Origin of the sequence: Corallococcus sp. AB032C, from assembly GCF_003668935.1 — a bacterium.
In the GTDB taxonomy this organism is placed as follows: Bacteria; Myxococcota; Myxococcia; order Myxococcales; family Myxococcaceae; genus Corallococcus; species Corallococcus exiguus.
On record NZ_RAWP01000088.1, the window covers coordinates 17,800 to 43,474 of the forward strand.

22 protein-coding genes are annotated in these 25,675 nt (G+C 65.3%); 17 read left to right on the forward strand and 5 right to left on the reverse strand.

All coding sequences use genetic code 11. From position 1 onward, the window contains the following. Positions 1-36 precede the first annotated feature (36 nt). The 6 genes from D7X99_RS30690 to D7X99_RS30715 all read left to right on the forward strand — a co-directional run bounded on the left by D7X99_RS30690 (position 37) and on the right by D7X99_RS30715 (position 7,889). Positions 37-993, forward strand: a complete 957-nt coding sequence (locus D7X99_RS30690; RefSeq protein ID WP_121780876.1) for a hypothetical protein — start codon at positions 37-39, stop codon at positions 991-993. Positions 994-1,083: 90 nt separating this feature from the next. Continuing rightward, positions 1,084-1,623: an inorganic diphosphatase gene (locus D7X99_RS30695; protein WP_121780877.1), complete on the forward strand. Its 540-nt coding sequence runs from the start codon at positions 1,084-1,086 to the stop codon at positions 1,621-1,623. A gap of 6 nt (positions 1,624-1,629) precedes the next feature. Then, the gene (locus tag D7X99_RS30700; RefSeq protein ID WP_121780878.1) at positions 1,630-2,517 is read left to right on the forward strand and encodes a CHAD domain-containing protein; all 888 of its coding nucleotides are present in this window, start codon (positions 1,630-1,632) and stop codon (positions 2,515-2,517) included. Between the two features lie 77 nt (positions 2,518-2,594). Next, positions 2,595-4,430 carry a DUF4114 domain-containing protein gene (locus D7X99_RS30705; protein ID WP_121780879.1) on the forward strand — a complete coding sequence of 612 codons (1,836 nt, stop codon included), beginning with the start codon at positions 2,595-2,597 and terminating at the stop codon, positions 4,428-4,430. Between the two features lie 86 nt (positions 4,431-4,516). Further along, positions 4,517-6,676, forward strand: a complete 2,160-nt coding sequence (locus D7X99_RS30710; RefSeq protein ID WP_147476301.1) for a DUF4114 domain-containing protein — start codon at positions 4,517-4,519, stop codon at positions 6,674-6,676. A 325-nt stretch (positions 6,677-7,001) separates the two neighbouring features. Beyond that, positions 7,002-7,889, forward strand: coding sequence for an RNA polymerase factor sigma-32 (locus D7X99_RS30715; RefSeq protein WP_120578168.1), 888 nt, complete (start codon positions 7,002-7,004; stop codon positions 7,887-7,889). A gap of 90 nt (positions 7,890-7,979) precedes the next feature. On the opposite strand, the gene D7X99_RS30720 is transcribed toward D7X99_RS30715, so the two are convergent. Next, positions 7,980-8,831, reverse strand: a complete 852-nt coding sequence (locus tag D7X99_RS30720) for a hypothetical protein (RefSeq protein WP_147476302.1) — start codon at positions 8,829-8,831, stop codon at positions 7,980-7,982. A 159-nt stretch (positions 8,832-8,990) separates the two neighbouring features. Between D7X99_RS30720 and D7X99_RS30725 the strand changes: the two genes are divergently transcribed. The 3 genes from D7X99_RS30725 to D7X99_RS30735 are packed head-to-tail and all read left to right on the forward strand — an operon-like array spanning position 8,991 to position 11,333. Further along, positions 8,991-10,247 carry an Hsp70 family protein gene (locus D7X99_RS30725; RefSeq protein WP_121752104.1) on the forward strand — a complete coding sequence of 419 codons (1,257 nt, stop codon included), beginning with the start codon at positions 8,991-8,993 and terminating at the stop codon, positions 10,245-10,247. 3 nt (positions 10,248-10,250) lie between these two features. After that, on the forward strand, positions 10,251-10,745 hold the full coding sequence (locus D7X99_RS30730) for a hypothetical protein (RefSeq protein ID WP_216671980.1): 495 nt from the start codon (positions 10,251-10,253) through the stop codon (positions 10,743-10,745). An 18-nt stretch (positions 10,746-10,763) separates the two neighbouring features. After that, entirely contained in the window at positions 10,764-11,333 is a 570-nt protein-coding gene (locus D7X99_RS30735) for a hypothetical protein (RefSeq protein ID WP_121780883.1), read from the forward strand. A 509-nt stretch (positions 11,334-11,842) separates the two neighbouring features. Here the strand turns inward: D7X99_RS30735 and D7X99_RS30745 are convergent. From D7X99_RS30745 to D7X99_RS30760, 4 genes are all read right to left on the reverse strand, one after another. Continuing rightward, on the reverse strand, positions 11,843-12,736 hold the full coding sequence (locus D7X99_RS30745; RefSeq protein WP_121780885.1) for a hypothetical protein: 894 nt from the start codon (positions 12,734-12,736) through the stop codon (positions 11,843-11,845). 5 nt (positions 12,737-12,741) lie between these two features. Further along, positions 12,742-15,360 (reverse strand): TonB-dependent receptor, encoded by a 2,619-nt coding sequence (locus D7X99_RS30750; protein WP_121780886.1) that lies wholly within the window; start codon positions 15,358-15,360, stop codon positions 12,742-12,744. A gap of 30 nt (positions 15,361-15,390) precedes the next feature. Continuing rightward, entirely contained in the window at positions 15,391-16,203 is an 813-nt protein-coding gene (locus D7X99_RS30755; protein ID WP_121780887.1) for an OmpA family protein, read from the reverse strand. A 119-nt stretch (positions 16,204-16,322) separates the two neighbouring features. Further along, on the reverse strand, positions 16,323-16,925 hold the full coding sequence (locus D7X99_RS30760) for a chalcone isomerase family protein (RefSeq protein WP_233613855.1): 603 nt from the start codon (positions 16,923-16,925) through the stop codon (positions 16,323-16,325). 384 nt (positions 16,926-17,309) lie between these two features. On the opposite strand from D7X99_RS30760, the gene D7X99_RS30765 reads away from it, so the two are divergent. From D7X99_RS30765 to D7X99_RS30800, 8 genes are all read left to right on the forward strand, one after another. After that, entirely contained in the window at positions 17,310-18,305 is a 996-nt protein-coding gene (locus tag D7X99_RS30765) for a DNA cytosine methyltransferase (protein WP_121780888.1), read from the forward strand. Between the two features lie 2 nt (positions 18,306-18,307). Then, the gene (locus D7X99_RS30775; protein ID WP_147476303.1) at positions 18,308-20,509 is read left to right on the forward strand and encodes an ATP-binding protein; all 2,202 of its coding nucleotides are present in this window, start codon (positions 18,308-18,310) and stop codon (positions 20,507-20,509) included. Positions 20,510-20,511: 2 nt separating this feature from the next. Then, the gene (locus tag D7X99_RS42445) at positions 20,512-21,636 is read left to right on the forward strand and encodes a two-component system response regulator (protein ID WP_147476304.1); all 1,125 of its coding nucleotides are present in this window, start codon (positions 20,512-20,514) and stop codon (positions 21,634-21,636) included. 52 nt (positions 21,637-21,688) lie between these two features. Further along, positions 21,689-22,102, forward strand: coding sequence for a very short patch repair endonuclease (locus D7X99_RS44720; RefSeq protein ID WP_121780889.1), 414 nt, complete (start codon positions 21,689-21,691; stop codon positions 22,100-22,102). Between the two features lie 178 nt (positions 22,103-22,280). Next, positions 22,281-24,458 (forward strand): molybdopterin oxidoreductase family protein, encoded by a 2,178-nt coding sequence (locus tag D7X99_RS30785; protein WP_121780890.1) that lies wholly within the window; start codon positions 22,281-22,283, stop codon positions 24,456-24,458. Between the two features lie 82 nt (positions 24,459-24,540). Next, the gene (locus D7X99_RS30790; protein WP_120578479.1) at positions 24,541-24,855 is read left to right on the forward strand and encodes a hypothetical protein; all 315 of its coding nucleotides are present in this window, start codon (positions 24,541-24,543) and stop codon (positions 24,853-24,855) included. A gap of 4 nt (positions 24,856-24,859) precedes the next feature. Continuing rightward, entirely contained in the window at positions 24,860-25,225 is a 366-nt protein-coding gene (gene tnpB, locus D7X99_RS30795) for an IS66 family insertion sequence element accessory protein TnpB (RefSeq protein ID WP_120578478.1), read from the forward strand. A 46-nt stretch (positions 25,226-25,271) separates the two neighbouring features. Beyond that, the coding region (locus D7X99_RS30800; protein WP_171805363.1) for an IS66 family transposase zinc-finger binding domain-containing protein at positions 25,272-25,675 on the forward strand (404 nt) is incomplete at its 3' end.

A 25,675-nucleotide genomic window follows, 5' to 3' on the forward strand; every position in this document is an offset into this window, starting at 1 on the left:
GAATGCGTTGCACGCGGTGGACTACAAGTCTCCGCGATGCATCACATCGACATCCCTTCCGGCGCGATGAACGAGTTCGACCTGCCACCCATCTGCATCGTCACGGGTGAGCGGCAGGGCGTGGTCTTCAAGCCGGTGGGGTTCTCCTGGTATCCGCGCTGGGTTGGCTTCCTCGCCCTCCTCAACCTGCTCATCGCCATCATCGTCGCGTCCGTGATGACGAAGCGGGTGACGGGCACCCTTCCCTTCACGGAAGAGGCCTGGAGCCGGTGGAAGCGCGGGCAGATCATCATGGTCGTGTCGGTGGTGGCCGGCATCGCGCTGCTCATCCTGGCGTTCTCCCTGCTGGCATCCGACGCGCCCGAATGGCAGGGCCTGGTCGCGCTGGCGTCGAGCGTGGCCCTCCCCGTGCTCGCATGGGTCTTCTTCCTGCGCGCCCGGGGCCCCCAGGTGCGGCGCATCGACCCGGACAACATCTCGCTCGCCATCCCCAACGGTCCCGCGGCGTATGCCATCACAGGCCACTTCCTGGCCGGGCTGCCTTCCCCGGTACTGGATGACGGGGAGAGACTGGACGCGAACGACGCTCCGGATCGCGCCGTCTGCGCGCGGCACGACGACATCGTCGCGAACCAGGTGTGCACCCGTTGCGGCGTGTTCATGTGCCCGCGCTGTGAGCGCCGCGTCCGCAGGGAGTCGCCGCCGATGTGCCTGGGCTGCTGGGAGCTGCGGGGCCGCACCATCGGCGCGCAGGCGAAGGACCCCGGCATCACGCTGGCGAACTCAGGCCTGTTCGTGGGCGTCATCTCGGTGATTCCCATATGCTACGTGGTCCAGGTCGTATCGCTGGTGCTCAACACCGTGAGCCTGGTGCGCAACCGGCATCCCGACTCGCCCCGCATCGACCGGAAGAAGGCCATCGCCGGGCTCGCGCTCACCGGCATCGGGCTGTTGCTGACGCTCGGAATGCAGCTGTATTCCGGGGACGGGTAGGCGCTCGGCGCCCCCCAAGGTTGGCGAGTGAAACCCCCTGGCACGGGGGCACTTGCCGGAGACGGAACGGCGACCCCAGCCTGAAGGTCCATGGCCACCGACTTCACCCTCCTGCCCCTGCGCGGCGCTCAGGATGCGTTGCACGTCGTCGTCGAGTCGCCCCGCGGTTCGACGGTGAAGCTGAAATACGACTCGAAGCTCCAGGCCTTCACGCTGTCCCGGCCGCTGACGCGCGGCTTCCGTTACCCATTCGACTGGGGCTTCATCCCCAGCACGAAGGGCCCGGACGGAGACCCGCTGGACGCGCTGGTGTACTGGGACGTGCCCACCTGGCCCGGCGTGGTGCTGCCCTGCCGGCCCCTGGGCGTGCTCCTGGTGGACCAGAAGCCGAAGGGCGCGACGAACGGCGAGCGCGAACGCAATGACCGCCTGCTGCTCGTCCCGGTGAACGCCACCCGCTCGGACGACCTCAATTCCTATCAAGACCTGTCCAAGCGCGAGCGCGAGGAGCTGGAGCACTTCTTCCTCGCGGTGGTGCACTTCGCGGACAAGGACGCGCGCATCCTCGGTTGGGAGGGCCCGGACGCCGCGGAGCGCATGGTTCAACAATACGCCCTCAAGGAGGACTGACCCGCCATGCCGCCTCCCACTCCCATCCGGGGCCTGGGCCCCGACACCGCGCTGGGCGACGCCGCCCGCCGCATCCTCGCCGGCCGGCTCGCCGACGTGCGCCACCCCGAATCCCAGCTGGACGACGAGCTGGGCGAGGACGGCGTGCACGACATGCGCGTGGCCACCCGCCGCCTGCGCGCCGCGCTCCAGGTGTTCCAGGCCACCGGCAAGCTCACCCGGCTGGAGGCGGACGTGAAGCGCCTCCAGGACGCGCTGGGCGACGTGAGAGATTTGCACGTCCAGGACAAGTGGTTGGACACCGCCGCGAAGGGCAAGAAGGACGCGGGCAAGGCGCTGGCCGGCCTGCGCGAATCCCACCTGTCCGGACTGAAGACCCGGGAGAAGAAGCTGCGCGCGGAGTTGGAGCGCTGGACGGACAGCACCGTGCCGCGCCTCCTGAAGAAGGTGGACACGCTGGAGGACACCCACCGCTTCGCCGGCAAGCGCGTGCGAAGCCACCTGCGCCTGCGCCTGCGCCGCGTGGAGAAGCGCCTGGAGCGCTACGCGGACGCGCCGGACGCGGCCTCCGCGCACGCCCTGCGCAAGGACTTGAAGAAGCTGCGCTATGAGCTGGAGATCTTCCAGCCCGCCTTCCGCCGCACCGTGGGCGCGCTGCTGGAGGTCCTGGTGCCGCTCCAGGACGGCCTGGGCGAGCTGCACGACGCCGACGTGCGCCTGGAGCTCTTCGAGCGCGCCGCAGCCGAAGCCCCGCCCGGCCAGCGCAAGGCCGCGCGAAAGCTGCTGCCCCAGGCCCGCGACGAGCGCGCGGAGCGGTCCGCCGAAATCGCCCGCGAGGTGCAGCGCTGGCACGCGGAGGCCATCCCCAAGAGGCTGCGCAAGGCGTTGACCTGACGCACCTGGGTACAATCATCCTGTCAGGCGGTTCTGGTAGACCCCTCGGGGCTGTATCCATCCCGAGGAGTCTGTCCTTGCACCCGAATCCCTCTCGTCTCCTGGCCCTCGTGGCCGGGAGCGCGTTGTTTGTCATTCCCTCGCTACGTCCTGCCCATGCGGCCGACACCTGCGGCCCCGGGGACCTGTACGCGGACGTGCAGCCCGCGTTCACCGCCGCGGGGTTCGACCAACTCCAGCAGGTGACGCTCACCCCTCAGCGGACGCTGCGGTCGGTGAACCCGTTCTGGACGCCCACGTCGGTGGACTCCTTCGTGTTCCCGTCGGACCAACACGTCACCATCAGCTTCGTGTACGAAAGCGCCGGCGCGAGCCACGCGCTGGGCTACCTGTACGTGAGCGACCTGCAGGCGCGCGGCTACGTCAACGCCCAGGGCGACCTGGTGGATGGCAATGGCAACGGCATCGCGGACCTGCACGAGGACCTCTACAACCTGGCCCCGCCCTCCGGTGCCCAGGCCCGCCCGTACATCGGCGTGAGCCCCCGCTGTTTCCAGATCTTCTCGTCCCGTGGCTTTCTCTACCGCCAGCCGGACATGGCGCTCAACGCGAACTGCGCTTCGGCCTTCCTCCCCAACTTGAACATGACGGATGCCCGTCCCGGCCGCACCTCCTCCGCCTACAACCTCATCGTCGACGTCGTCGGGAGCACCCAACTGGGAGCGGGCGGCAACGGCTTTTCGGACAACGGTCTCTTCACGCGCATCCCCAACCTGCTGGAGCCCGCCCACGCGTCCAACAACAACATGGGCATCGGCCACCTGGCCTTCCTCCTGGCCGACGACGACTTCGACAGGGAGACCTACCAGGGGCTGGGCGCCGTCGCTGACGCGACGGAGGTGAACGACGGCGTCCCCGACTACGACGTCTCCGCCTATGACGGCCATGGCCGCCCGAGGACCTCCAACCCGGATCCCGGCATCACGACCTACGACCGCACGGTGGACCTGGGGGTCATCCCGGGCGGACAGGAGGTGGTCTTCTTCCTCGTCTCCGCCTTCGAGCCGATCCACAACACGGACGCGGGCATGGTCTTTCCCTGCCTGCGCAGGGATGCCGACCTCAAGTGCACGCTGCACCTGAGGACGCCCATCAACGTGTTCTTCTCCAAGGCGAAGTGGAACCTGGATCAGGACTTCATGGGCCAGAACCCCGTCGTGTCCCGGAACATGGGTTGTGATTACGACGAGGCCTGCAACTGGACCAACCCGAACTCGTCTTCGCGCGCCTGCACCCTGGCCGGCACCAGCCAGAAGTTGTGCGGGTGGTTGGATTCCGGGGCCCGGATCCGCATGGGAACGTTGCCCTACGGCAACACGACCCTGCCCATGACCGCCACCACCGTCGCCGCGCCGGGCAACCTCGTCATGCCCCACGCCGTGCTGGGCAACGTGGGCCCCGCGTCCGACCGGTGGCTCCTGGCCTTCGAGGACCTCCCGGGTGGAGGCGACCGGGACTTCAACGACGTCGTCTTCATGCTGCGCAACCAGGCGCCCACGGCCGGCCGCGTGCGCTCCACCGTGCTGAGCCCCGAGTCCTCCAGCTGCGCCATCCAGCAGGTGTACATCCACAAGGACGACGCCCAGGACCCCACCTGCACCCCTCCGGTCGCCATCAACTACGCGGTGGCCACCGACTGCCGACTGTGCAGCGCCAGCACGTGCTTCCCCAATCCCACGCCCACCTGGCATCCGGTGACGTTCGACTGGAACCGGGATGCCTTCCTCGACGTGTCTGGTACTCCCGGCCATCAGCTCTGCTGGAAGGCCGACCTGAACCCCGGAAGCGGTTCGTGCCAGGCCACCATCAACAACGTGGACATCGGCTACGAGTCCGGACCCGTCAATCCCTGACAGCCAGGGATTGGCCACCGCTGGAGATACCCGTCACCTCCATCTGATAGACCCTCGGGGCCGTCTCCACCCCGAGGAGTCTGTCCTTGCAGCCTCATCTCCTTCGCCTCCTGGCCTTCGTGGCCGGGGGGCTCCTGCTTGTCATTCCCTCACCGCGCGCGGCCCACGCGGTGCCCTCTGGGACAACCAAGCCCTTTCATGTGCTGCCGCGGCTCACCGGCTTCTCGCAGTCCTCGGCGGTCCTGCCTCCCGGCGGCACCGCGGAGGTGGGCATCCTGGCCATGGATCCCCAGGGAAATCCGCTGACGTTCTCCTGGGACGCCAGCGCGGGCACCCTGGGGACGCAGGTGGACACCGGGTCCTCGAGCCTCCAGACCTGGACCGCGCCGCAGTGCCTGGCGGAGGACGCCACGCCGGTGGCCGTCACGGTCACCAGCTTCTATGGCCAGTCCATCTCCTCGCAGTTCGGATTCAGCGTCGCCCAGGACCTGGCGGTGAACCGTCAGCCGCCGTTCGTGGACTCGGGCTTCGAGCTGTTGGAGAACGCAACCGCCGTGCTCCCGCAGGAGCTGTGGTTGACCGCGCCTGCGGCCCCCACGTCCGCGGAGCGCATCGTGTTCGCGAAGGACCAGCAGCTGAGCGTCACCTTCATCTCCAAGGAATCGGAGGCCACGCACGCGTTCGGCTACGTGTACTACGACGACCTCGTCGCTCGCGGCTACGTGAACGTCCAGGGCACGCCGGGGGATTCGTCGGACGACACGCTGGTGGACGCCAACGGCAACGGCATCGCGGACCTGCACGAGGACCTCTACAACCTGGCCCCGCCCTCCGGTGCCCAGGCCCGCCCGTACATCGGCGTGAGCCCCCGCTGTACCCGGACCTTCTCGTCCCGTGGCTTCACCTACCGCCAGCCGGACCTGGCGCTCAGCTCGACCTGCGCTTCGGCCTTCTTCACCAACCAGGACATGACGGATGCCCGCCCCGGCCGCACCTCCGCCGACTACAACATCATCGCCGACGTCGTGGGAACCGTCCCCCCCATCCCTTCAGCGAACGCGGGCACCGGCTTCTCCGACGAGGGGCTCTTCACGCGCATCCCCAACCTGATGGAGCCCGCCCACGCCGCCAACAACTTCATGGGATTGGGCTCGATGGTCTTCCTGAGCACCGAGGACGACAGCGATCGGGCCACCTATCGCGCGATGGGCCTGGTGCCGGACGCCGATGAGTTCGAGGACGGCATCCCTGACTACGACGTGTCCCGGTACGACACGCGGGGCCAGGTGCGCGCCGTCAACCCGGATCCCGGCATCACGACCTACGACCGCACGGTGGACCTGGGCATCATCCAGGGAGGCAAGGAGATGGTCTTCTTCCTCGTCACCGCCTTGGACGCGGACCACAACCTGGACAACGGCACCGTCTTCCCCTGTCTGCGCAGGGACGCCGACCTCAAGTGCACGCTGCATCTGAAGACGCCGCTGTCCGTGTTCTTCTCCAAGGCGAAGTGGAACCTGGACCAGGACCCCGTGGGCCGGATGCCGACGACGCAGCGGAACATCGGCTGCGCCTTCTCCGACCAGTGCGACCCGGACCATGCCCAGTCCTCCACGAAGGCCTGCCCCGTGGTGACGAACGGCCAGAAGATGTGTGGCTGGATGGATTCGGACGTGCTGCAGCGCATCGCCGGGCCGTCCTACGGGCGCCTCGTCCTTCCCAAGGAAGGCGCCACCGTCTCCGCGTCGGGCAACCTCCTCATGCCGCACGTGCTGCTGACGACGCCCTCAGCCCTGCCGGGCCGGTGGATGCTGGGCTTCGAGGACCTCAATGGCGGCGGCGACCGCGACTTCAACGACGCCGTCTTCCTGTTCCAGGCTCAGGCGTCCAGCGCCGCGCGCTCGAAGGTGTTGAACCCTCCGGACGCAAGCTGCGCCGTGTCCCGCGTGCGCTTCACGAAGACGGACACCGTGCCGACAGGCTGCGCCACCAGCCAGCCCGCGCCCTCCTATGCGCTGGCCACCGACTGCCAGGTGTGCGGCGACGGCGGCTGCGCCTCCAACCCCACGCCCACCTGGCATCCGCTGCCGCTCATGCGCGGGGCGGACAGCGTCACCGTGGATGTCTCCGGCACGCCCGGCAACCAGCTCTGCTGGAAGGTCACCCACCCCGGTGGCGCCCCCGCCTGCCTGCCCGCGGCGGTTCAGGTGAACGTGGGCTACGAGCTCACGCCCGTGGCCCCCTGAGCGGGCCGCCACCTTCCGGACACCCGCCGCCCCGGTCCCCTGGTGTGGGGGCCGGGGCGTGCCCACATCCCTGCTGGATGTGATCCGCCCTGTGCCCGGGTCGGAGGGCAGGCAACCCTCCCTTCGGGGCACCCGGAAGAAGTGTCGGAACCCCGCGCTGTAAAAAGTGCCGGGTTCCGCCCTAAGCATCGAAGCCAATTCGCGCAACGGCCTGGAATCATTGAGGTTGCCCGTCGGCTGGCATTGGCCCGTGCGTTGCTAAAGGTCTCCCCGTCGCAGCAAACGGCGGTCGCACACACCGCCCTCTTCCCCGAGAGAGACCCCCATGCAGGCTTCCAGCTCCTTCTCTTCCGCCGACTCGCTCTCCACGTACCTCTCGGAGATCAACCAGTACCCGCTGCTGAACCCGCAGGATGAGCAGTCGCTGTCGCGCGCCTTCCGCGCGGGCGACCTGTCCGCGGGTCACCGCCTGGTGACGAGCAACCTGCGCTTCGTGGTGAAGGTGGCGTACGAGTACCGCTCCTACGGCCTGAAGATGTCCGACCTCATCCAGGAGGCGAACATCGGCCTGATGAAGGCGGTGCAGAAGTTCGACCCGGAGAAGGGCATCCGCCTCATCTCCTACGCGGTGTGGTGGATCCGCGCGTACATCCAGAACTACGTGCTCCGCAACTGGAGCCTGGTGAAGCTGGGCACCACGCAGGCGCAGCGCCGGCTGTTCTTCAGCCTGGCCCGCACGCGCCGCGAGCTGGAGAAGCTGGGCGCCGGCGATGGCCACATCGTCAACGCGGACGAAATCGCCAAGAAGCTGAACGTGAAGCCCACGGAAGTGCGTGAGATGGAGCAGCGCATGGGCGGCCGGGACCTGTCCCTGGACGCGCCGGTGGGCGAGGACGGCGACGCCACGCACCTGGACTTCGTGGAGTCCGATGCCGCGTCCCACGCGGACGAGGTCGCCGACCGGCAGCAGGCGGGCCTCACCCGCAACCTGGTGCAGCGCGCGCTGACGCGCCTGGATCCGCGCGAGCGCTTCATCATCGAGCAGCGCGTGATGAGCGACTCGGAGATGACCCTGAGCGAGCTGGGCGAGCACTTCGGCTTCTCCCGCGAGCGCGCCCGCCAGCTGGAGATCCGCGCCAAGGACAAGCTGAAGGCGGAGCTGGCGAACCTGATGGCCGAGGCCGGCCTGGACCAGGCCGAGCTGGCCGCGTAACGCGCGGGTAGCAACAAGTCTGCGACACGGCACGGCCCCGTCCCCTCGCGTTGGGAAGCGCGAAGGCACGGGGCCGTGGCATGTCTGGAGTCACGGTGACCGGGGCACGCCGGGCGAGGACTCGCCGCTCTCCGCCGGTGCGGGCGCGGCCGGCTGCGCGCGGGACGTCGCGTCGATGCGCAGGGCCTGCGGCTCGCCGCTGCTCGCGTCCGTGCGGTAGGAGGCGCGGACCTGCGCGCCCTCCTGGATGTCCGCGGCGCTCGCGGCCCGGCCGTCCACCTGCACCTGCGTGCTGGGGCCCACCTTCAGGCGCAGCCGCGGCTCTCCGCGCTGGCTGACCAGCACCTCCTGGGCGCTCGCGCTGAGCACGTCGCCGGAGATCTGCTGCTCCTGGGCGGGTGCCGCCCGCGAGTTCTGGGCGATGGCGGCCTGCTGCGTGGCGGCGTTCGGATTCGCGGCCTGTTGCTGCCAGGCGTCCGGGTTCGCGACGCGCTGGTTCGCGGCGGCGTTCTCGTTGGAGGCCTGCTGCTGCTGCGTGGTGAAGTTCTGCTGCGCCTGGCGCTGGGCGGCCAACGCGCTGGCCTGGGCCTGCTGGGCCACGGACTGGGCCTGCTGGGTGCGGGCCTGCGCCTGCTGCTGGCTGGCCTGGGCCTCCTGGGACTCCTTCTGGGCCTTGGCCTGGGCCTCCTGGAGCTCCTGCTGCTTGTGCTGCACGTCCTCCTGGGCGCGGGCGGCCTCGCGCTGCTGGCTGGAGGCCTCCTTCTGCGCGTCACGTGCGTCGTCGAAGGCCTTCTCCGACTGGAGCTGGGCCTGCTCCACCTGCTGTCCGGGGGTGTTCTTCTCCGCGGTGTCCTGGCGGGAGCGGTCTCCGTCCTGGCAGGCGGTGGTGCCCACTACGAGTGCGGCGACTCCGGCACCCAGCCATGCTGCGCGCGATTTCATGGGGTTCTCCTGTCAAAGGGATGACAGGGCAAAGATGGCGGTGGCCCGTGGAGCGCCAAGCCATCCGTTGGCGAGCGCCCGCCCGGCCGCCCGCCCTGCGGCAGACAGTCACTTTGGGGCTACCGCGTCCGGAAGAATGGCGATAAGGGGCGCCCCCCCATGCGCGCCTGCGGACTCGACTTCGGAACCAGCAACACCGCCCTGGCCCTGCCGGACGGCACCGTGTTGCCGCTGCAGCCCCACACCCCGGAGCCCCGGCTGTTCCGCTCCGTGCTCTTCTTCGCGGAGGAGGAGCGGGAGGTCTTCACGGGCGCGGACGCCATCCAGCGCTACCTGGAGGACAACAACGGCCGGTTCATCCAGTCCGTGAAGTCCTTCCTGCACAGCTCGTCCTTCCGGGCGACGCAGGTGAAGGGGCGCACGTACACCATCGAGGACCTGGTGGCCATCCTGCTGCGCCGCGTGCGCGAGGCAGCCGGGGCGCACCTGGGCGAGCCGCCGGACGCGGTGGTGCTGGGCCGGCCCGCGGTGTTCACGCCGGATGCGGATGCGGACGCGCTGGCGGAGAAGCGGCTGCGCAAGGCGGCGGAGATCGCGGGCTTCACGCACGTGCAGTTCCTGATTGAGCCCATCGCGGCGGCGCTCGCGTACGAGGCGCGGCTCGAGAAGGACGAGCTGGTGCTGGTGGCGGACTTCGGCGCCGGCACGACGGACCTGACGTTGATGCGGCTGGGGCCGTCGCGGCGAGGGAACCTGGACCGCAGGCCGGACGTGGTGGGGTCCACGGGTGTGCGCATCGGTGGTGACCGGTTCGACGCGGAGATCATGCGGCACAAGCTGCTGCCGAAGTTCGGGGCGGGGTCCACGTACAAGGTGAAGGGCTTCAGCCACAAGCGGCTGCCCATTCCGCAGCACGTGCTGGCGAAGCTGCTCAACTGGCACGAGATGTCCTTCATCCGGGAGAAGTCCACGCAGGAACTCCTGGAGGTGATGCTCGACACGAGCGACCACCCCGCGGAGATTCAAGCGCTCTACGACCTGGTGATGGACAACCTGGGCTACCGGCTGTTCCGGGCGATTGAAGCGACGAAGGTGAAGCTGTCGAGCGAGGACGTGGCGACCATCGACTTCGAGGACGCGCGCATCCACCTGCACGAGCCGATGACGCGGGCGGAGTTCGAGACGGCGAGCCGCACGTTGTTGGATGAACTGTCGCAGTGCACGGAAGGGCTGTTGGCGAAGCACCCGGAGGCCAGGGAGATTGACGCGGTCTTCCTGACGGGCGGTTCGTCGCAGATTCCGGCGGTGCGGGAGCTGTATGTGAAGCGCTTCGGAGAGGACCGGGTGCGCACGGCGGACGCATTCACCTCCGTGGCGGAGGGCCTGGGCCGCGCGTCCGCGTGGCTGACGGGGTGAGCCATGGCGGCACAGGCAGCACGGCGACGGTGGCTTCAAGTCGCGGCCGTGCTGTGCCTGTGCGCGGCGTGTGTCGGGCCCACGGACCGGACCTTCGTCACGGGGCGGATTTTGCCCCGGCAGATCCGTTTCGTGACTCTGAGGGAAGCAACGCCAGGAGAAGAAGGCGGTCAGCGCTCCGCCTGCATCCACATCCGGATTACTCGCGCCAACACCAGCGAGACCGTGCTGTGCAGGTTCGGCGTTGAAACGCCCCTGCGAACCCACGAAGGCGTCCTCTCACTACCGCTGGCGCAGCGCATCGCGGCGGACCGTATCAATGAGGCCTCTCAGGCAGTCTTCGGCTCCGCCACCGTCGACTCACCGCTCGGAATGCTTTGTGAGTTGATGAAGGCACAGCTGCGAACGACCTTCGAGGCGTCCCTTGCTGGAGCCCGGTTCAGGGCGCAATGCGATGAACGGGCGCCTCCGGTGCTGTTCGGACACGTGACTCTCTGACGCTGGAGCCCCCGCGCCATGCCTCCCAGCACGAATGAACTGCTGACTCTCGCTCGCCATTACTGGCCTGCTTCGTACGAGGAGTCCCTGGACGACGCCCATCCTGAACACAAGCGCCGCCAAGAACGTTGGGAGCAGGTGCGACAGCAGAATGAGCGCTGGGATGCATTCCGGCGGCAGCTGGGCATGCTGCTGCCAGACTTCACCCTGGCGGAAGCCAGCACGACCTCCCAGGCCTCCTTGCGCTGCGCCGTCTATCCCGCGAAGGGAATCCCCATGAAGCCCGTGCCCTGGGCCCTCGTGGGCTGCATGAGCATCCTGGCACCGGTCTACACGGTGTATGGACTCACGTTCGACTACGCGGGACGCAAGCGAGGCAAGGCCCACCTGCACCTGCCGCCCTTGCTCGCGGACATGAACGACACCGCGCGCATCATCGCCCGGGAACTGGAGGCCCACTTCCATGTCACGGCGCTCCCGCCCGAAGTCGCGGCCCTTCCTGTCCCAGTCGCCGTGGAGTGGACGCGTCCACCCCAGACCACCCTGTTCGACGCACTCTTCGACAGCGCCCCCACCATCGTCCCGTGAGCAGGGGGCCGGCTACGGGGCGCCACCGTCCAATGCAACACCTTCCAGGACTCCTGAATCAATGCCCGGAGGCGCCGGAGGAGCTTCAGGTTCCGCCCCCACGCTACGCCTCAGGATTCGACCATCGAGGCTGACCGCGTAACGCGCTCCCGTGTCCACGCAAATGAAGGCGTTGCTGCAGGCATTCGGAGCCTCGTGGATCAGGATGAAGAAGACGTCGTCCTGACGGATGACCCGGTAGCGATATGCCTCCGGTCTTCCCCAGCACGGCGTGTCCTTGGACTGTTTCGGGAAGAAGTCCTCCATGGCGACCTGGACGGCCCCGAGCAGGTTGCCGTCCAGCACATACGCCTGCTCATTGCTCCCCACATGTACCGCTGACTGCGCGTAGAGCGGTGGAAACGCGATGCTCCGGTCTCCCTCCCAATCAGGGGCCCGGGCTCCCTGTCCTCGCAGGCAGCCCGCCAGGAGCAGCACCCCGCCCACCACAGCGATGGCCCGAACGGCGCTCAGGGCCCCACGTCCACCGTGCGCGTCGTCCAGTCCGTGCCGCCGCGGCCGTCTCGGGCCACCACCCAGACCGTGATGCGCTCGGGCGTCTGGGCTGTCGTGTACGTCGTCGTCGGGTCGCCGGGCTTGCCGTCCACCGGCTCCAGCGAACGGAACGACCCCACCTCGCCCTCGCCTGTCGCGAACCAGCTGTAGAAGACCTGCTCCGTCTTCGTCCCGTCCGCCGTGGAATAGGACTCCTCGCTGCCCTCCCCCAGCACCGGCGTGAACGTCACCTCCGAGTCCAGCGGCAGCGGCCCGGACAACGGCGCGTCGTTCCACAGCACGTCCTGCATCACCGGGTTCTGGTTGGGCGTCTCCGTCGAACGCAACGTGATGCGCCGCACGCCCCGCTCCACTCCCTCCGGCGTCCCGCTGCCGTCCGTCGCCTCGTACCCCACGAACAGCGGCAGCCCTGCCTGCAACACCTGCTGCACCGCCGGTTCGTTGAAGTCGAACGTCCCCCCCTGCCCGCCTCCCGTGCTCCCCGTGGCCGCCTGGAACGCCGCGATGAGCAGCGCCTGCACCGCCGGGTCACTCAACGACAACACCCCGCCCGGCAACGGCACCCCGCTGTCCCCCGGACACGCCACGTCTCCGTAGGGATTCACGTCCGGCCGGCACAGCGCGTACGTCACCGTCACCGGACGCGCGTCCGGCGTCACCGCCAACGCCGTGAACGTCACCGGCGGCGGCAGCGTGGAGGCGTTCGGATCCAACGCCAGCTCCGGCGGCTCCGCCTTGATGCCGAGCACGCGCACGCTGCGAATCTCACTCTGGGCTTCGAAGTCGGGGCCACTGCACGCGCTCGACCCCAACAACGCAATGACAGACAGCAGGACGGGAGTGCGCATGGCGTTCAGAAGGCTCCCTTCAAGCCGAGCACGGGCAGGATGGGCAGGCCCTTGAAGTACTCGCGCTTGGAATAGTTGTAGTTGTAGGCCACGCCCTCGACCGACTGGTTGTTGTACGCGTTCGTCAGGTCCAGGTAGAGGTCCAGGTTCCAGGTGTCGAAGATGAGGTTCTTGTCCACGCGGATGTCCAGCTGGTTGAACGACGGCAGCCGCTGGGAGTTGACCAGCCCGTAGTACGGGATGAACACGTCCGTCGTGTCGTCTCGCTTGGAGCCCAGCACCGGCGTCGTCGGGTTGCCGGACGCGAAGCGGAACCGCGCGCCCACCTCCCAGCCCTTCGGCAACTTGTAGCTGGCGATGGCCGTCAGCACGTGCGTCTGGTCATTGTCGAACTTGCGCCAGCGCGCCCCCGGCGCATCCCGGCGCTCGCTGCGACTGAGCGTGTACGAAATCCAGCCGAACAGCCGGTCCGTCAGCGCCCGGCGCACCAGCAATTCAAAGCCATAGATGCGCCCCACGCCGCCGTTCTTCAGGTTCTCCGGCACGGACTCGCCGTCGCGCACGACGCGCGCGTTCGAGCGGACGATGAGGTCATCCAGGTCGTTGTAGAAGACCTCGCTGCCCACGAACCACTCCGGCCGCGCCTGCCACTCCGCGCCCACGCTGTACTGGAGCGACCGCTTCGCCCCCAGGTCCGGATTGCCGAACCCCGGCGACGGCTCATCCTGCACCGGCGGGCTGTGGTAGACGCCCGCGCCGCCCTTCAGCGTCAGCGTCTCCGTGAGCGCGTAGCGCACCGCGAGCCGCGGGTTCACCGTGCGCTTCACCTCCTGCTGGTCCGTGAAGATGTAGCTCTCCGTGCGAATACCCGGCACCACCAGCAAGTCCTTGATGGGCCGCCACCGCACCTCCGCCCAGGCGGACGGGTAGTACTGGGTGAACTTCCCGTCGATGTTGATGAGGTCCTCCGTCACCAGCGGCGACGGCGGCTCACCCTCGCGCGGCGGCTGCTGGATGCTGGCCGTCACCTTCGCCAGGTTCGCCACCACGTCCAGACCGCCCGCCACCATCACGCTGTCGTTGAAGACGTACTCCACCGTGGGCCGCAGATACAGGTCCGTGGACGCGATGCGCAGCCCGCGCTCGCCAATCTGGAAGTCCAGGAGGGTGTTGCCCACGAGCCCATGCGTGTCGACCGTCAGCCTGCCCTCGCGGAACTGGTGCCGCAGGCGCAGCTGGTTGAAGCCCGTCGTCACATCCAGGCCGCCATTGACGGACGGGTCGCCGTCCGCCGGCTGGTCCAGGAGCAATGCCAGACGGTCACGCGACGTCAGGCCCTGCAGCGTGAAGGTGTGGCGGCGGCTCGGCTTCCACACCAGCTTCGCCTGCGCGTCGTAGTAGCGCGGCGCCACCTGGAGGCTGTCGTCGTCGAACGGCACCGCCTTGAGCACCAGGTCGATGTACGAACGCCGGCCGCCAATCGCGAAGCTCAGCGTGTCCGTGATGGGGCCTTCAATCACCGCGTTGGATTCAATGAGGCTGATGCCCACCGTGGCGTGGTAGCGGTCCGTGCGGGGCTCGCGGCTGCGCACGTTGATGACGCCGCCGGTGATGTCGCCGTAGTACGCGGAGAAGTTGCCGGGCAGGTAGTCCACCGCCTCCAGCAGGTCCGAGTTGTACACGGAGGTGAGACCACCGAAGTGGTACAGGATGGGGATGCGCAGGCCGTCCAGGAAGACGCCGGACTCCTGCGGGCTGGTGCCTCGGATGACCAGCGCGCCGCCGTTGAACGCGGGCCGCGCCACGCCCGGCAGGTTCTGCACCACCTTGAGCGTGTCACCCTGCGTGCCCGGTATGCGCTGCACCTCCGCCACCGAGATGGTCGTGCGCGTCACCTCCTTGCGCTCGCGGTCGCTGCGGACCACCGTCTCGTATTGGCTGAAGATGCGCTTCTGCACGTAGTACGTGGCCCGCGTCTCCTTGCCCTCTTCAATCGTCTCCTGCGTCTTGAAGCGGTCGTAGTTGCCCAGCACCACGACGACCGGGTGCGTGCCCACGGGGACTCCCCGGAAGGAGAAGCGCCCTTCGCCGTCCGTGACGGTGGAGCGGTCCAACTCCGTGAGCACCACCTCCGCGCCCACCAGGGGCTTGCGCGTGCCGCGCTCCACCGCCTGACCGCTGAAGTTCACCGGCCCCTGCGGCTCCGCGACGCCGCCGTCCGGCGAGGCCTCCGGTTGCGGCTCCGGCGCGCGGAAGACGAACTGGTAGGCGTACTGGATGCGCACCGGCGCGGGGACGTTGTCCACCTCCGCGGGCTCGAACTGGAACTGCTTCACCGCTTCCGTGGCGGCCTCGTCGAAGCCGTGGCCCGCGGGCTGGGTGATTTCGACATTCGTGACGGCGCCCGTCTCCGAGATGTCGATGAACATCACCACCGTGCCCTCGAGCTGCTGGGCGGCGGCATCCGGCGGGTAGGCCGCTTCGACCTGGCGCAGGAGGGCGGGCGGCCTGGTCAGCACGCCCGTGGGAGCGCCAGCATCGCCGGCGGGAGTTCCTGCGTCCGGAGCCTGTGCCACGGCTCCGGTCGCAAGCAATACATAGACGACGCAGAGGAGCGTTCTCATGAAGGGTGCGCGGGTCTCCCGCGCCCCCTCCTAGCGCCCCCCGAGGCCGGGGGCGAGCACGATTTCGATGCGCCGGTTCTGGCTCTTGTGCTCCGGCGTGTCGTTGGGAACGAGCGGCTGGTACTGCCCGTAGCCCGCCGCGGACAGCATGGTCGGGTCCACGCCAGAGTCCTGAAGCGAACGAACCACCGCCATCGCGCGCGCCAGGCTCAGCTCCCAGTTGGTGGCGAACTGTCCGCCGCCGGTGGGCACGTCGTCCGTGTGGCCTTCCACGCGCACGATGCGGCCCTTCACCGTCTTGAGCGCGTCGGCGATCTTCACCAGCGCGTCCTGCCCTTCCTTGCCCACGCGCGCGGAGCCGGACGCGAAGAGGATCTTGTCCTTGAGCTGCACCGTCATCCGGCCCTTCATCTCCGACAGCTCGATCTTGCCGTCGGAGATCTCCTGCTTGAGGGAATGGGCCAGGTTCTCGTACTCGGAGCTCTTCTTCTCCAGCTCCTCCTTCGCCTGCGCGAGCTTCTTGGCGTTGCGCCCCAACTCGTCGTTGAGCGCGGCCAGCTGCGCGTTCTTCTCCTCCAGGGCGCGGCGCTCGGCCGCGGCGCCGGTGAGGCGGTTCTCGGAGGCGTTGAGGCGCGTCTCCAGCGCGGTCTTCTCCTGCTCCAGCGCGGCCTGCTTCTCCTCCAGCTCCTTGATCTTCGCCTCGGCGGCCGCGCGGGCCGCCTTCTCATCCGTGAGGTTCTTCGTCAGCCCTTCCGCCTCCAGGGCCTTCTCGTTGAACTTCCCCTGCGAGACGCAACCCGTGGAAAGGGCAACGAGGGCAGCCAGAACCAGACGTGTCCGCATAGGTGCGATTCCTCCTGACAAGGATGTTGGTGGGTCCGAGATTACCGCTCTCGGGCCCGCAGCCTAGGAGAAACGCGCATCCAATTTGAGGCCAAATCTTCCCCGCCGGGCGAGCGGCCCTACTTGGGGAAGATGGGGTGGGTGTCCAGCCAGGAGCTGAAGAGGGCGTCGGCGAAGGACTTGCCGGGGATGTGGACCCCGCCGGACGCGCCGCCGGAGACGTGGAGGCCGGAGCCGGGCAGGTAGGTGAGGACGAGGTCGTCGCCCTTGCGCACGTCATGGAGGGACGACAGCAGCTTCTCCAGGGACTGGTTGAGGGCGTCCTGGCGCATGGCCGGGTTCTGGCGGAGGCCATCGCGGAAGCTGCCCACGAGCTGGTCCTTGCTGATGGTGCGCAGGAAGCGGAAGTGCAGTCGTTTCAGGCTGTTGGACGACACAGCCTCCTTGAAGCAGGTGGGCTCCTCCTCCATGTAGAGGCTCCACACGTACACGTTGAAGAAGAGCTTCTTCTTCAGCTCCATGTGGGTGAGCGCCAGTGTGCGCCCCTCCACCTGGAGGGAATCCGGCATGTTGACCCCGCCCGCCTGTCCCGCATGGGCGGCAGCGCCCACCAGCAGGAGCATCCCCAGCGCGAGCCCTCGCGCCCCCTTTGTCCACGCCGTCCCCATCATCGCCTTCCCCTTCACCTTCTTCCCAACGCCGGTGATCGCAACGGTGTGCATGCTCTAGAAAACCGCCACCGGCGGCGATCATTGGTTTGTGCACCATTGGACGGCAACCGGACGCCCAAGGCAAGGCTGTTGGGGGTTCAAGTGACTCCCCGATCCCTACAACCACCGACACGAGACTACACCCAACATTCTTTGAAGCTGCGGCCTTGGGAAAACTTCACCTACACTTCAGGCCCATAAAGCTGTTTGTTCTACAACAATCACCCCAAGAATATCGGCTGCCAAGCATCAAGCGCCAAGCCTGCCATCTTCTTTGGCACTTTCACCGAGCCTATCGATTCAATGTCCCTTCAGCACTCCCGGTCAGCCAAGATGACTGACGCGTCAACTCACCAATAAAGCTGTTCCTCTCATTCTCGACTCCCCATTTCATCAATGTCGCTCCGAACAATTGACCTTTTCTGCGGTGCCGGAGGAAGCAGTTGGGGCGCGCAGGCAGCTGGCTGTGAAATAGTAGCTGGATTTGACATGAACGAAGGCGCTCGCAGCGCCTACTCATCCAACTTTCCGCACGCAAAGCTCTTTGGCGACAGACTGGAGAATCTAGACCCAGCCAGTCTTCAATCACAACTCGGCGCAATCGATCTACTGCTCGCATCTCCAGAATGCACCAACCACAGCCCAGCCAAAGGCAAAGCCCCGCGTTCCGAAACAAGCCGGGACACCGCATTCCAGGTCGTGCGCTTCGCGGAGACCTTTACGCCGCGATGGATTGTCATAGAAAACGTAGTCAACATGCTCAACTGGCATCGATATTCAGAATTCAAGTCAAGACTTGTCGAACTGGGATACAACACCAAGGAATACAAAATAAACGCCGCCGACTTCGGCGTTGCACAGACACGAAAGAGACTATTTGTCATCTGTGACAGGGCGAACTCCCCGCCAGAAATCACTCCAGCGCTGGTTCTCCAGAAATCAGCCAGAGACATCATCGAGTGGGATTCGAAATTCCCTTTCACACCGCTTCATCGGCCACAAAGAGCAAAACGCACAATCGAACGAGCCGAGCGAGCACAGGCGATCCTTGGAACGTCTACGCCGTACCTGATGGTCTATTATGGCACAGATGGTTCTGGGGGGTGGCAATCTCTGGACAAGCCTCTGAGAACTATAACAACGCTCGACCGTTTTGCCCTCGTCGTTCCCGGCAAAAGCGGGCCCGAGATGCGCATGCTTCAGGTTCCAGAGCTAAAGGCAGCAATGGGCATGCCGAAACGATTCATTGCCGGAACCGGGCCAAGACGAGAACAAATCAGGGCCATTGGCAATGGTGTCTGCCCTCCCGTAATGAAAGCGATCATCAAGAAACTATTGGCAACGAAATCCGTACACCCTCCGCTCCCAAGCGCCAATCAGTCAGCCAAATAACGATGACGACCAAGAAGACAGGAAAGCTCCAGCCTCGTGCCCGGCTAATTAGAACGCTTGGGGAGGAGTTAATCAGCAGCGAAACGGTTGCGGCGATTGAACTCGTCAAGAACGCGTATGACGCCGATGCAACCAGAGTGCTCCTTCGGTTCGTCCCGCCCCTAACCAAAGGAAAGGGCGCCATCGAAATCATGGATGATGGGAACGGGATGGACCTCAAAACAATTGAAAGCGCCTGGCTTGAGCCAGCAACTCTTTCGAAACGAGCTCAAAAACGGAGTTCCCAAAAAAACCGAAGAGTACTTGGAGAAAAGGGAATCGGGCGCTTTGCAGCCTCCAAATTAGCCGATCAGCTTGAGGTCATATCAAGGAGGCGTCGCACAGCGACCGAAGTTGTTGCAGATTTTGACTGGAGCCTTTTCGACGACCCTTCTGCGTATCTCCAGGACATCCCTATACAATACAGAGAGCAACTCCCAGTCAACATTCAGCCCGAAGGAAGCATCAAGGCGATACTTAACATCAGCAGCGAGGCTCCTGACTCCAAACTCACGCACGGGACAATCTTACGAATGAACGTGCTGCGAGAGTCATGGGATCGAGCCAAACTTGAAAAACTGCGGCATGGACTATCTCGACTAGTTTCTCCGGCGACAGGGGGCGCAGATTTCCGAATAGAACTCGACCTCCCAAAGCAGTTTTCAAGCCTTGCCGGGCCAATTCTCCCCCCGGCAGTGCTTTCGCGCCCCAAATACACAGCAACGGGACACGTCGAGTCTTCCGGCAAATACAAGATCAGCATTCTGCTTCCTGGAGACGCGCGCCCGCAGGAATCCAAGGGCCGCCTCGGCATTCTAAGCGACTCGAGCAATGAGCAGACAGGCGTATCCGATGTCAGCCCTACCGGCCCAGCCCCCCAGTGCGGGCCATTCAAATTCGAATTTAAAATTTGGGACCGAGACCAGCGAGACCTCAAACCACTTGCGGGCTCTCTCAATTCAACCCTTGAGGCAATACGGCAGGATCTGGATAACGCAGCCGGAGTAAACGTCTATCGCGATGAATTCCGTGTCCTTCCATATGGCGAGCCAGGGAATGACTGGCTCCGTCTTGACTCACGACGAATTCAAAATCCATCCCTGCGACTCTCAAACAACCAAATCATCGGCAACATCTTCATTACCGCCGATGAAAATCCCGAACTCAAAGACCAAACGAACCGCGAAGGCCTAGTCGAAGGACCAGCCCTAAGCGACTTTCAGACACTAATCAAAGCCATACTCTCAATCATCGAACTCCCCAGAAGCAAGCTTAGGCAGAAAGAGCGAGAGCGCGAAAATTCGAAACGCGGGAAAGGCCTCTTCGACGGACCAGAACTAGGCGAGATTCGAGCGCATGTCGGGCGAAATTACCCACGAGACAAGAAGCTAAAATCTCTGCTTGAGAAGACAGAATCGGAACTTGGCCGCAAAACAGAGCAAGTACAGGAGGCCCTCGCCCGATACCGGAGACTTGCCACTCTAGGCCAACTTATCGATACGGTGCTGCATGAAGGCAGGCACCCCCTTGCAGGCATTCGCAACCAAGCGCAAGCAGGGCGACGCGAGTTTCGTCAAAACAACACTCTGCCGGAGCCCACACTCGAAAAACTCCTAACTCGCTTCGAAAAAATCGACAACAATGCGGCTCTTGTCGGCGCTGTGTTCAATCGAATCGAACCCTTTGGCGGTCGCAAGCCAGGAAAACCAAAAGAAGTCATCCTGGAAGACGTAATTTCATCGGCATTCGCCGTCCTGGAAGGCGATGCCAAAGATCGAAAAGTGGAATTCAGCCTACCCAGCACCAAAACCACCGTTCGCATTGAACCGACTGAGATTCAGCAGGTAATCCTAAACCTCCTTCAAAACAGTCTGCACTGGCTTCGACACACCGACGAGAACAACCGAAAGGTTCAAGTTGACGTAACCAGACAGCGCGATGACTCAGTGGCAATAACATTCTCCGACAGCGGTCCGGGAATCGCCAGCGAGTATCGGGATCAAATATTCACACCTTACTTCTCAACAAAACCCGACGGGGTCGGACTCGGACTTGCCATTGTTGGCGACATAGTGACCGACTATTACGATGGAACTCTGGAACTGCTGGATTCAGGGCCGCTCCCTGGAGCAACATTCCGCGCGATTCTCCGCAAGAGGGTTTAAACGTGTCAACCGCCGCATCATGGAAAGTTCTCGTTGTCGACGACCAAAAAACCATCTGCGAGGATTTACACGAGGCGCTACATGGTTTTTCTCCGCTCGACTCCGGTCCACGCCTACATGTTGAAACCGAGACGAGCTTCGACAGAGCATATGCACGAATACTCAGCGAACGATTCGACTTGGTAATTCTTGACGTCAGAAAGGATACGCCAGAAGCCGACACGCAGGCAGGCTCCCGAATATTCGAGAATTTCAAGAGTCATCGTTTTGTTCCTGTCATATTTTATACGGCACTTCCACGGACCGTAAGCGATGCAACCGGCTCTTTCGTCGCCATAGTCGAAAAGTCAGAGGGCACTGACGCGGTAATTGGGAAAATTAAATTAATATTCTCCACAATGCTTCCTCACCTCCTTAGACACATTGAAGAGGAACAACGAAAGTACTTGTGGGTGGAACTGCCAAAGCTCATTAGTCAGCACAAGCGCCCCCTTGATCCGGCTGAACCAGTATATCTCCTTGCACGGCGCCTAGCCCAAAAGCTCTCTGGTGAATCCATTCGAGATTTCCTCAAATTGCCTCAGGACAAGGTCCACCCATCGGAGTTTTATATCTTCCCACCAACTCATCCTGACCCGCTTTCCGGTGACATCTATCAGGCGCCAAACACGCAGCCCCAGGACTATTGGGTCACCATTACGCCCTCATGCGATCTAGCGACACGTGCTAACGGGAAATGTAATGCGGAGTTTGTTCTGATGGCAGGCACAGAGTCTCTAACCACCACTTCCGAGCACAGAGCCTGGCAAGCGAGCAAGGGAAAATCATCTCCGGATGGCTCTGTTGGCACACGAGAGAAGCTTGAGAAATCAATCACAAACAATCGTTCAGGCGGCCAGGCGTCTCGCTATCACTTCCTGCCCGGCATAGGCGGAATGCCTGATCTTGTCGTGGATTTCCAGAACACACGTGCGGTTCGCTACTCGGAATTGACCTCCACCTGGATAAGAATCGCGTCACTGGATAATCCTTTTGCGGAGAATCTACAGAATCGATTCATCAATCACACAGGTCGTGTTGGCGCCCCCGACATAAATCCTGCAGCAGTTCTGAAACGATTTTCGTAGCCTCACCGGCGAGTGACACAATCCGCATGCCGCCGCCTCCCCAGACCTGGACATGGCTGACATACTCACACCTGAACAACGCAGTTACTGCATGTCCAGGATCCAAGGCAAAGACACAAAACCTGAATTGACGGTACGAAAAATCGCGCGCGCCTTGGGCTTCAGGTATCGACTCCACGCGAAGAGCCTTCCAGGGACGCCAGATTTAGTATTCTCCTCACGCCGAAAGGTTATCTTTGTTCATGGCTGTTTCTGGCATCGACATTCCTGCAGGTACGGCCAAGTTGAGCCCAAGACACGCCGAGAGTTCTGGCTCAATAAACTTCAAGGAAATGTGGCCCGAGATCGGAGAAACATAAGAAATCTCCATAGACTAGACTGGCGCGTTCTGACCATTTGGGAGTGCCAAACAAGAAATCCAATAGTCTTGGCGAGGCGACTGAAGAGATTCATCGATGCAGACTGAGTATAACCAGCTCAATATCGCACAGATGCGACTGCCGGGTTGTTCATTACTTTTCAATAAAGCGCTCCCGGTCACGTATCCCACGAACTCAATTCTTCAGGGCTCTCGAACATGCACCGGGGTCAACTGGTGTTGATGCATTGATTGCGAGCCATGAGCCCTGCTCCGTCATTTTTCCATGAGCCTGCCCTCTTCGAACCAAGTCCACTTCCGCACCTGCAATCTCTGTGAAGCCATGTGCGGCGTGCGCATCGAAGTGGCGGATGGGCGCATCACGTCCATCAAGGGTGACGCGGAGGACCCGTTCAGCCGGGGCCACATCTGTCCCAAGGCCGTGGCGCTCCGCGACCTGCACGAGGATCCGGACCGGCTCCGCCATCCCATGAAGCGCACCGCTTCCGGCTGGGAGCGCGTGTCCTGGGAGGACGCGTTCCGCGACATCACGCAGCGGCTCCATGACATCCAGAAGGAGCATGGGCCGAACGCCGTGGGCGCGTACCTGGGCAACCCCAACGTCCACAACCTGGGCGCGATGATCTTCGGGCCCGGGCTGCTTCGCGCGCTGCGCTCGCGCAACCGGTTCTCCGCCACCTCCGTGGACCAGCTTCCTCATCAGCTCGCGGCCCACCTCATGTTCGGCCACCAGTTGCTGGTACCCATCCCGGACATCGACCGCACCCGGTACATGCTCGTGCTGGGCGCGAACCCGCTCGCGTCCAATGGCAGCCTGATGACCACGCCGGACGTGCGAGCCCGGCTGCGTGCCATCCAGGAGCGCGGCGGCAAGGTCGTCGTCATCGATCCCCGGCGCACGGAGACGGCGGTCATCGCGGACCAGCACGTCTTCGTAAGGCCCGGCACCGACGCGCTCGCCCTCTTCTCCCTGTTGCATGTCGTGCTGGAGGGAAGCGCGCACCGTATGGGACGGCTCGCGGAGTTCGTGGACGGATTGGACACCGTGCTGCCGCTCGTCCGGGACTTCCCTCCGGAGCGCACGGCGCCTCACACGGGCATCGCACCGGAGGTGCTTCGCGGCATCGCCCGGGACTTCCTCGCCGCTGACGGGGCTGTCTGCTACGGGCGTGTCGGTGTGTCCACGCAGCCGTTCGGCTCGCTCTGCCAATGGCTCATCAACGTCCTCAACATCGTCACCGGCAATCTGGACCGCGAGGGCGGCGCGCTCTTCACCCTTCCTGCTTTCGACCTCATTGGCGGGCCTCGCGCGTTCGGTGTCAGCCCTGGCAGCCATGGGCGCTGGAAGAGCCGGGTCCGCGGCCTACCGGAGTCCTCCGGTGAGCTTCCCGTCGCCGCGCTCGCGGAGGAGATCCTCACCCCGGGCGAGGGCCGCATCCGCGCGCTCATCACCCTGGCCGGCAACCCCGTGCTGTCCACGCCCAATGGCACGCAGCTGGACACAGCGCTGGGGCAGCTCGACTTCATGGTGAGCGTGGATCCGTACCTCAACGAGACCACCCGCCACGCCCACTACATCCTGCCGCCCGCGTCCCTGCTGGAGCGAGGACACTACGACCTCGTCTTCCACGTGCTCGCCGTGCGCAACACGGCGAAGTATTCGCCGCCGGTGTTCCCGGCGGGTCCGGACTCACGTCAGGACTGGGAGATCCTCCTGGAGCTCCAGCACCGGCTGGAGACCCTGCGCAAGGGACGGAGTGTTCGCGCACTGCTCCAGTACCAGGCCCTCAAGCGCATGGGGCCGGAGCGCATCCTCGACCTGGGCCTTCGCATGGGGCCCTATGGCTCGCGCTTTCATCCGCTCAAGAAGCACGGCCTGTCGCTCGCGAAGCTTCGTGCCGCGCCTCATGGCATCGACCTGGGCCCGATGAAGCCCAGCCTGCCCGGCCGGCTCCGCAACCGCTCCAAGCGCATCCAGTTGGCACCGGAGCTGCTCGTCGCGGATGTGGCCCGGCTCCGCGCCGCGTTCCCGGACGACGCGGCACCTCGCGAGGGCGAGCTGCTGCTCATCGGCAGGCGGCACCTGCGCGACAACAACTCGTGGATGCACAACGTGCCGGGGCTCGTGAAGGGCCGTCCCCGCTGCACGCTCATGGTCCACCCGGACGACGCCTCACGCATCGGGCTCGCGGATGGCGCCAACGCCACCATCCGCTCACGCGTGGGGGAGGTCACCGTGCCCGTCGCCGTCACCGCCGACGTGATGCCCGGCGTCGTCAGCCTGCCGCATGGCTACGGACACCAGCGCCCAGGCATCCGCCAGCAGGTCGCCAGCGCGCACGCGGGCGCCAGCATCAATGACCTCACGGATGACCAGGCGCTGGACGCCGTCAGCGGCAACGCCGCGTTCAGCGGGACACCGGTCCAGGTCCGACCGGCCTGAGCCTCTTTCAGCGTAACCGTCCGGCCAATGACGTGCCGTGAGGGATTGCCGGGGGCGCGGTTCGCGGCGGACGCTTCCGGGCATGTCGAAGCAGGTGGAGAAGCCGGAGTGGGCGCGGATTGCGGAAGCGTTCGAGGCCAGCGGGCAGACGCAGCGGGAGTTCGCGTTGGCGCGGGGCGTGCGGCTGAGCACGTTGCAGTCGTGGGTGTACCGGGCACGACGAGCCGCGCCGTCGCGAGCGGAAGCCGTGCGGCTGTTGCCGGTGCAGGTGGCGCCGCCGCCGGTGGCGACGGAGTGCCTGCTGGAGGTGGTGGCGGCGAGCGGAGCGCGGGTGCGGTTCGCCGTGGGGACCGACGTGGCGTACGTGGCCCGGCTCGTCGCCGCGCTGGGACGGTGAGCGGGTGTTCGCGCTTCCGGCGTCGGTGCGCGTGGTGCTGGCGGTGGAGCCGGTGGACATGCGCAAGTCGATAGACGGCCTCATGGCCTTGGTGCGCGGCGCGTGGGGCGAGGACGTCTACTCGGGGCACCTCTTCGCCTTCGTCTCCAGGCGGGGCGACCGCATCAAGGTGCTGACGTGGAGTCGGGGCGGCTTCGTGCTGCTGTACAAGCGGCTGGAGGCGGGCCGCTTCCGGCTGCCACCGGTGGACGCGGGCGCGCAGGCGGTGACGCTGGACGCCACGCAGTTGGCGATGCTGCTGGATGGCATCGACGTGGCCCAGGTGAGGCGCCAGCCCGCCTGGACGCCTCCCGGGCGCACTGGCACCTGACGCGCCCGGCCCGGGACGCCGCGCGGCGGTGGCGTGTTGAGGCTTGGTGCCCCGAGAGCTGCCTCAGGACCACTTCTGCCCCTGGCGCGAGGAGGCGGAGGAACTCAAGGAGCGCCTGACGTCGCTGGAGGCGAAGATGGCGACGCTGGAGCGCCACGTCTTCGGCCGCAGGGCGGAGAAGCTGCCCCCGGTGGCGACGCAGCTGCGCAAGGACGCGGATTCGACGGCGGCCCGGGCCGAGGCGGCGAAGAAGAAGCGCCAGGAGAGAGCCACCCGGAAAGCCGAGGAGGCTCCGGCGCGAGAGATTCGCCACGCGGTGCCCCCCGACGAGCGCCACTGCCCGGCGTGCGGCAGCGAGGACTTGAAGCCCCTGGGCCAGGGCCGCACCTCGGTGGTGTACGAGTACGTGCCCGCCCGCTTCGAGAAGCAGGTGCACGTGCAGGAGGTGCT

Excerpts from the sequence above, each read along its gene's own strand:
- D7X99_RS30725 (WP_121752104.1), top strand. The coding sequence starts at position 8,991 with ATGCGCGCCTGCGGACTCGACTTCGGAACCAGCAACACCGCCCTGGCC.
- D7X99_RS30695 (WP_121780877.1), top strand. The coding sequence starts at position 1,084 with ATGGCCACCGACTTCACCCTCCTGCCCCTGCGCGGCGCTCAGGATGCG.
- D7X99_RS30790 (WP_120578479.1), top strand. The coding sequence starts at position 24,541 with ATGTCGAAGCAGGTGGAGAAGCCGGAGTGGGCGCGGATTGCGGAAGCG.
- D7X99_RS30720 (WP_147476302.1), bottom strand. The coding sequence starts at position 8,831 with ATGAAATCGCGCGCAGCATGGCTGGGTGCCGGAGTCGCCGCACTCGTA.
- D7X99_RS30700 (WP_121780878.1), top strand. The coding sequence starts at position 1,630 with ATGCCGCCTCCCACTCCCATCCGGGGCCTGGGCCCCGACACCGCGCTG.
- D7X99_RS30745 (WP_121780885.1), bottom strand. The coding sequence starts at position 12,736 with ATGCGCACTCCCGTCCTGCTGTCTGTCATTGCGTTGTTGGGGTCGAGC.
- D7X99_RS30785 (WP_121780890.1), top strand. The coding sequence starts at position 22,281 with ATGAGCCTGCCCTCTTCGAACCAAGTCCACTTCCGCACCTGCAATCTC.
- D7X99_RS30735 (WP_121780883.1), top strand. The coding sequence starts at position 10,764 with ATGCCTCCCAGCACGAATGAACTGCTGACTCTCGCTCGCCATTACTGG.
- D7X99_RS44720 (WP_121780889.1), top strand. The coding sequence starts at position 21,689 with ATGGCTGACATACTCACACCTGAACAACGCAGTTACTGCATGTCCAGG.
- D7X99_RS30730 (WP_216671980.1), top strand. The coding sequence starts at position 10,251 with ATGGCGGCACAGGCAGCACGGCGACGGTGGCTTCAAGTCGCGGCCGTG.
- D7X99_RS30775 (WP_147476303.1), top strand. The coding sequence starts at position 18,308 with ATGACGACCAAGAAGACAGGAAAGCTCCAGCCTCGTGCCCGGCTAATT.
- D7X99_RS30760 (WP_233613855.1), bottom strand. The coding sequence starts at position 16,925 with ATGCACACCGTTGCGATCACCGGCGTTGGGAAGAAGGTGAAGGGGAAG.
- D7X99_RS30755 (WP_121780887.1), bottom strand. The coding sequence starts at position 16,203 with ATGCGGACACGTCTGGTTCTGGCTGCCCTCGTTGCCCTTTCCACGGGT.
- D7X99_RS30765 (WP_121780888.1), top strand. The coding sequence starts at position 17,310 with ATGTCGCTCCGAACAATTGACCTTTTCTGCGGTGCCGGAGGAAGCAGT.
- D7X99_RS30750 (WP_121780886.1), bottom strand. The coding sequence starts at position 15,360 with ATGAGAACGCTCCTCTGCGTCGTCTATGTATTGCTTGCGACCGGAGCC.
- D7X99_RS30690 (WP_121780876.1), top strand. The coding sequence starts at position 37 with ATGCATCACATCGACATCCCTTCCGGCGCGATGAACGAGTTCGACCTG.
- D7X99_RS30715 (WP_120578168.1), top strand. The coding sequence starts at position 7,002 with ATGCAGGCTTCCAGCTCCTTCTCTTCCGCCGACTCGCTCTCCACGTAC.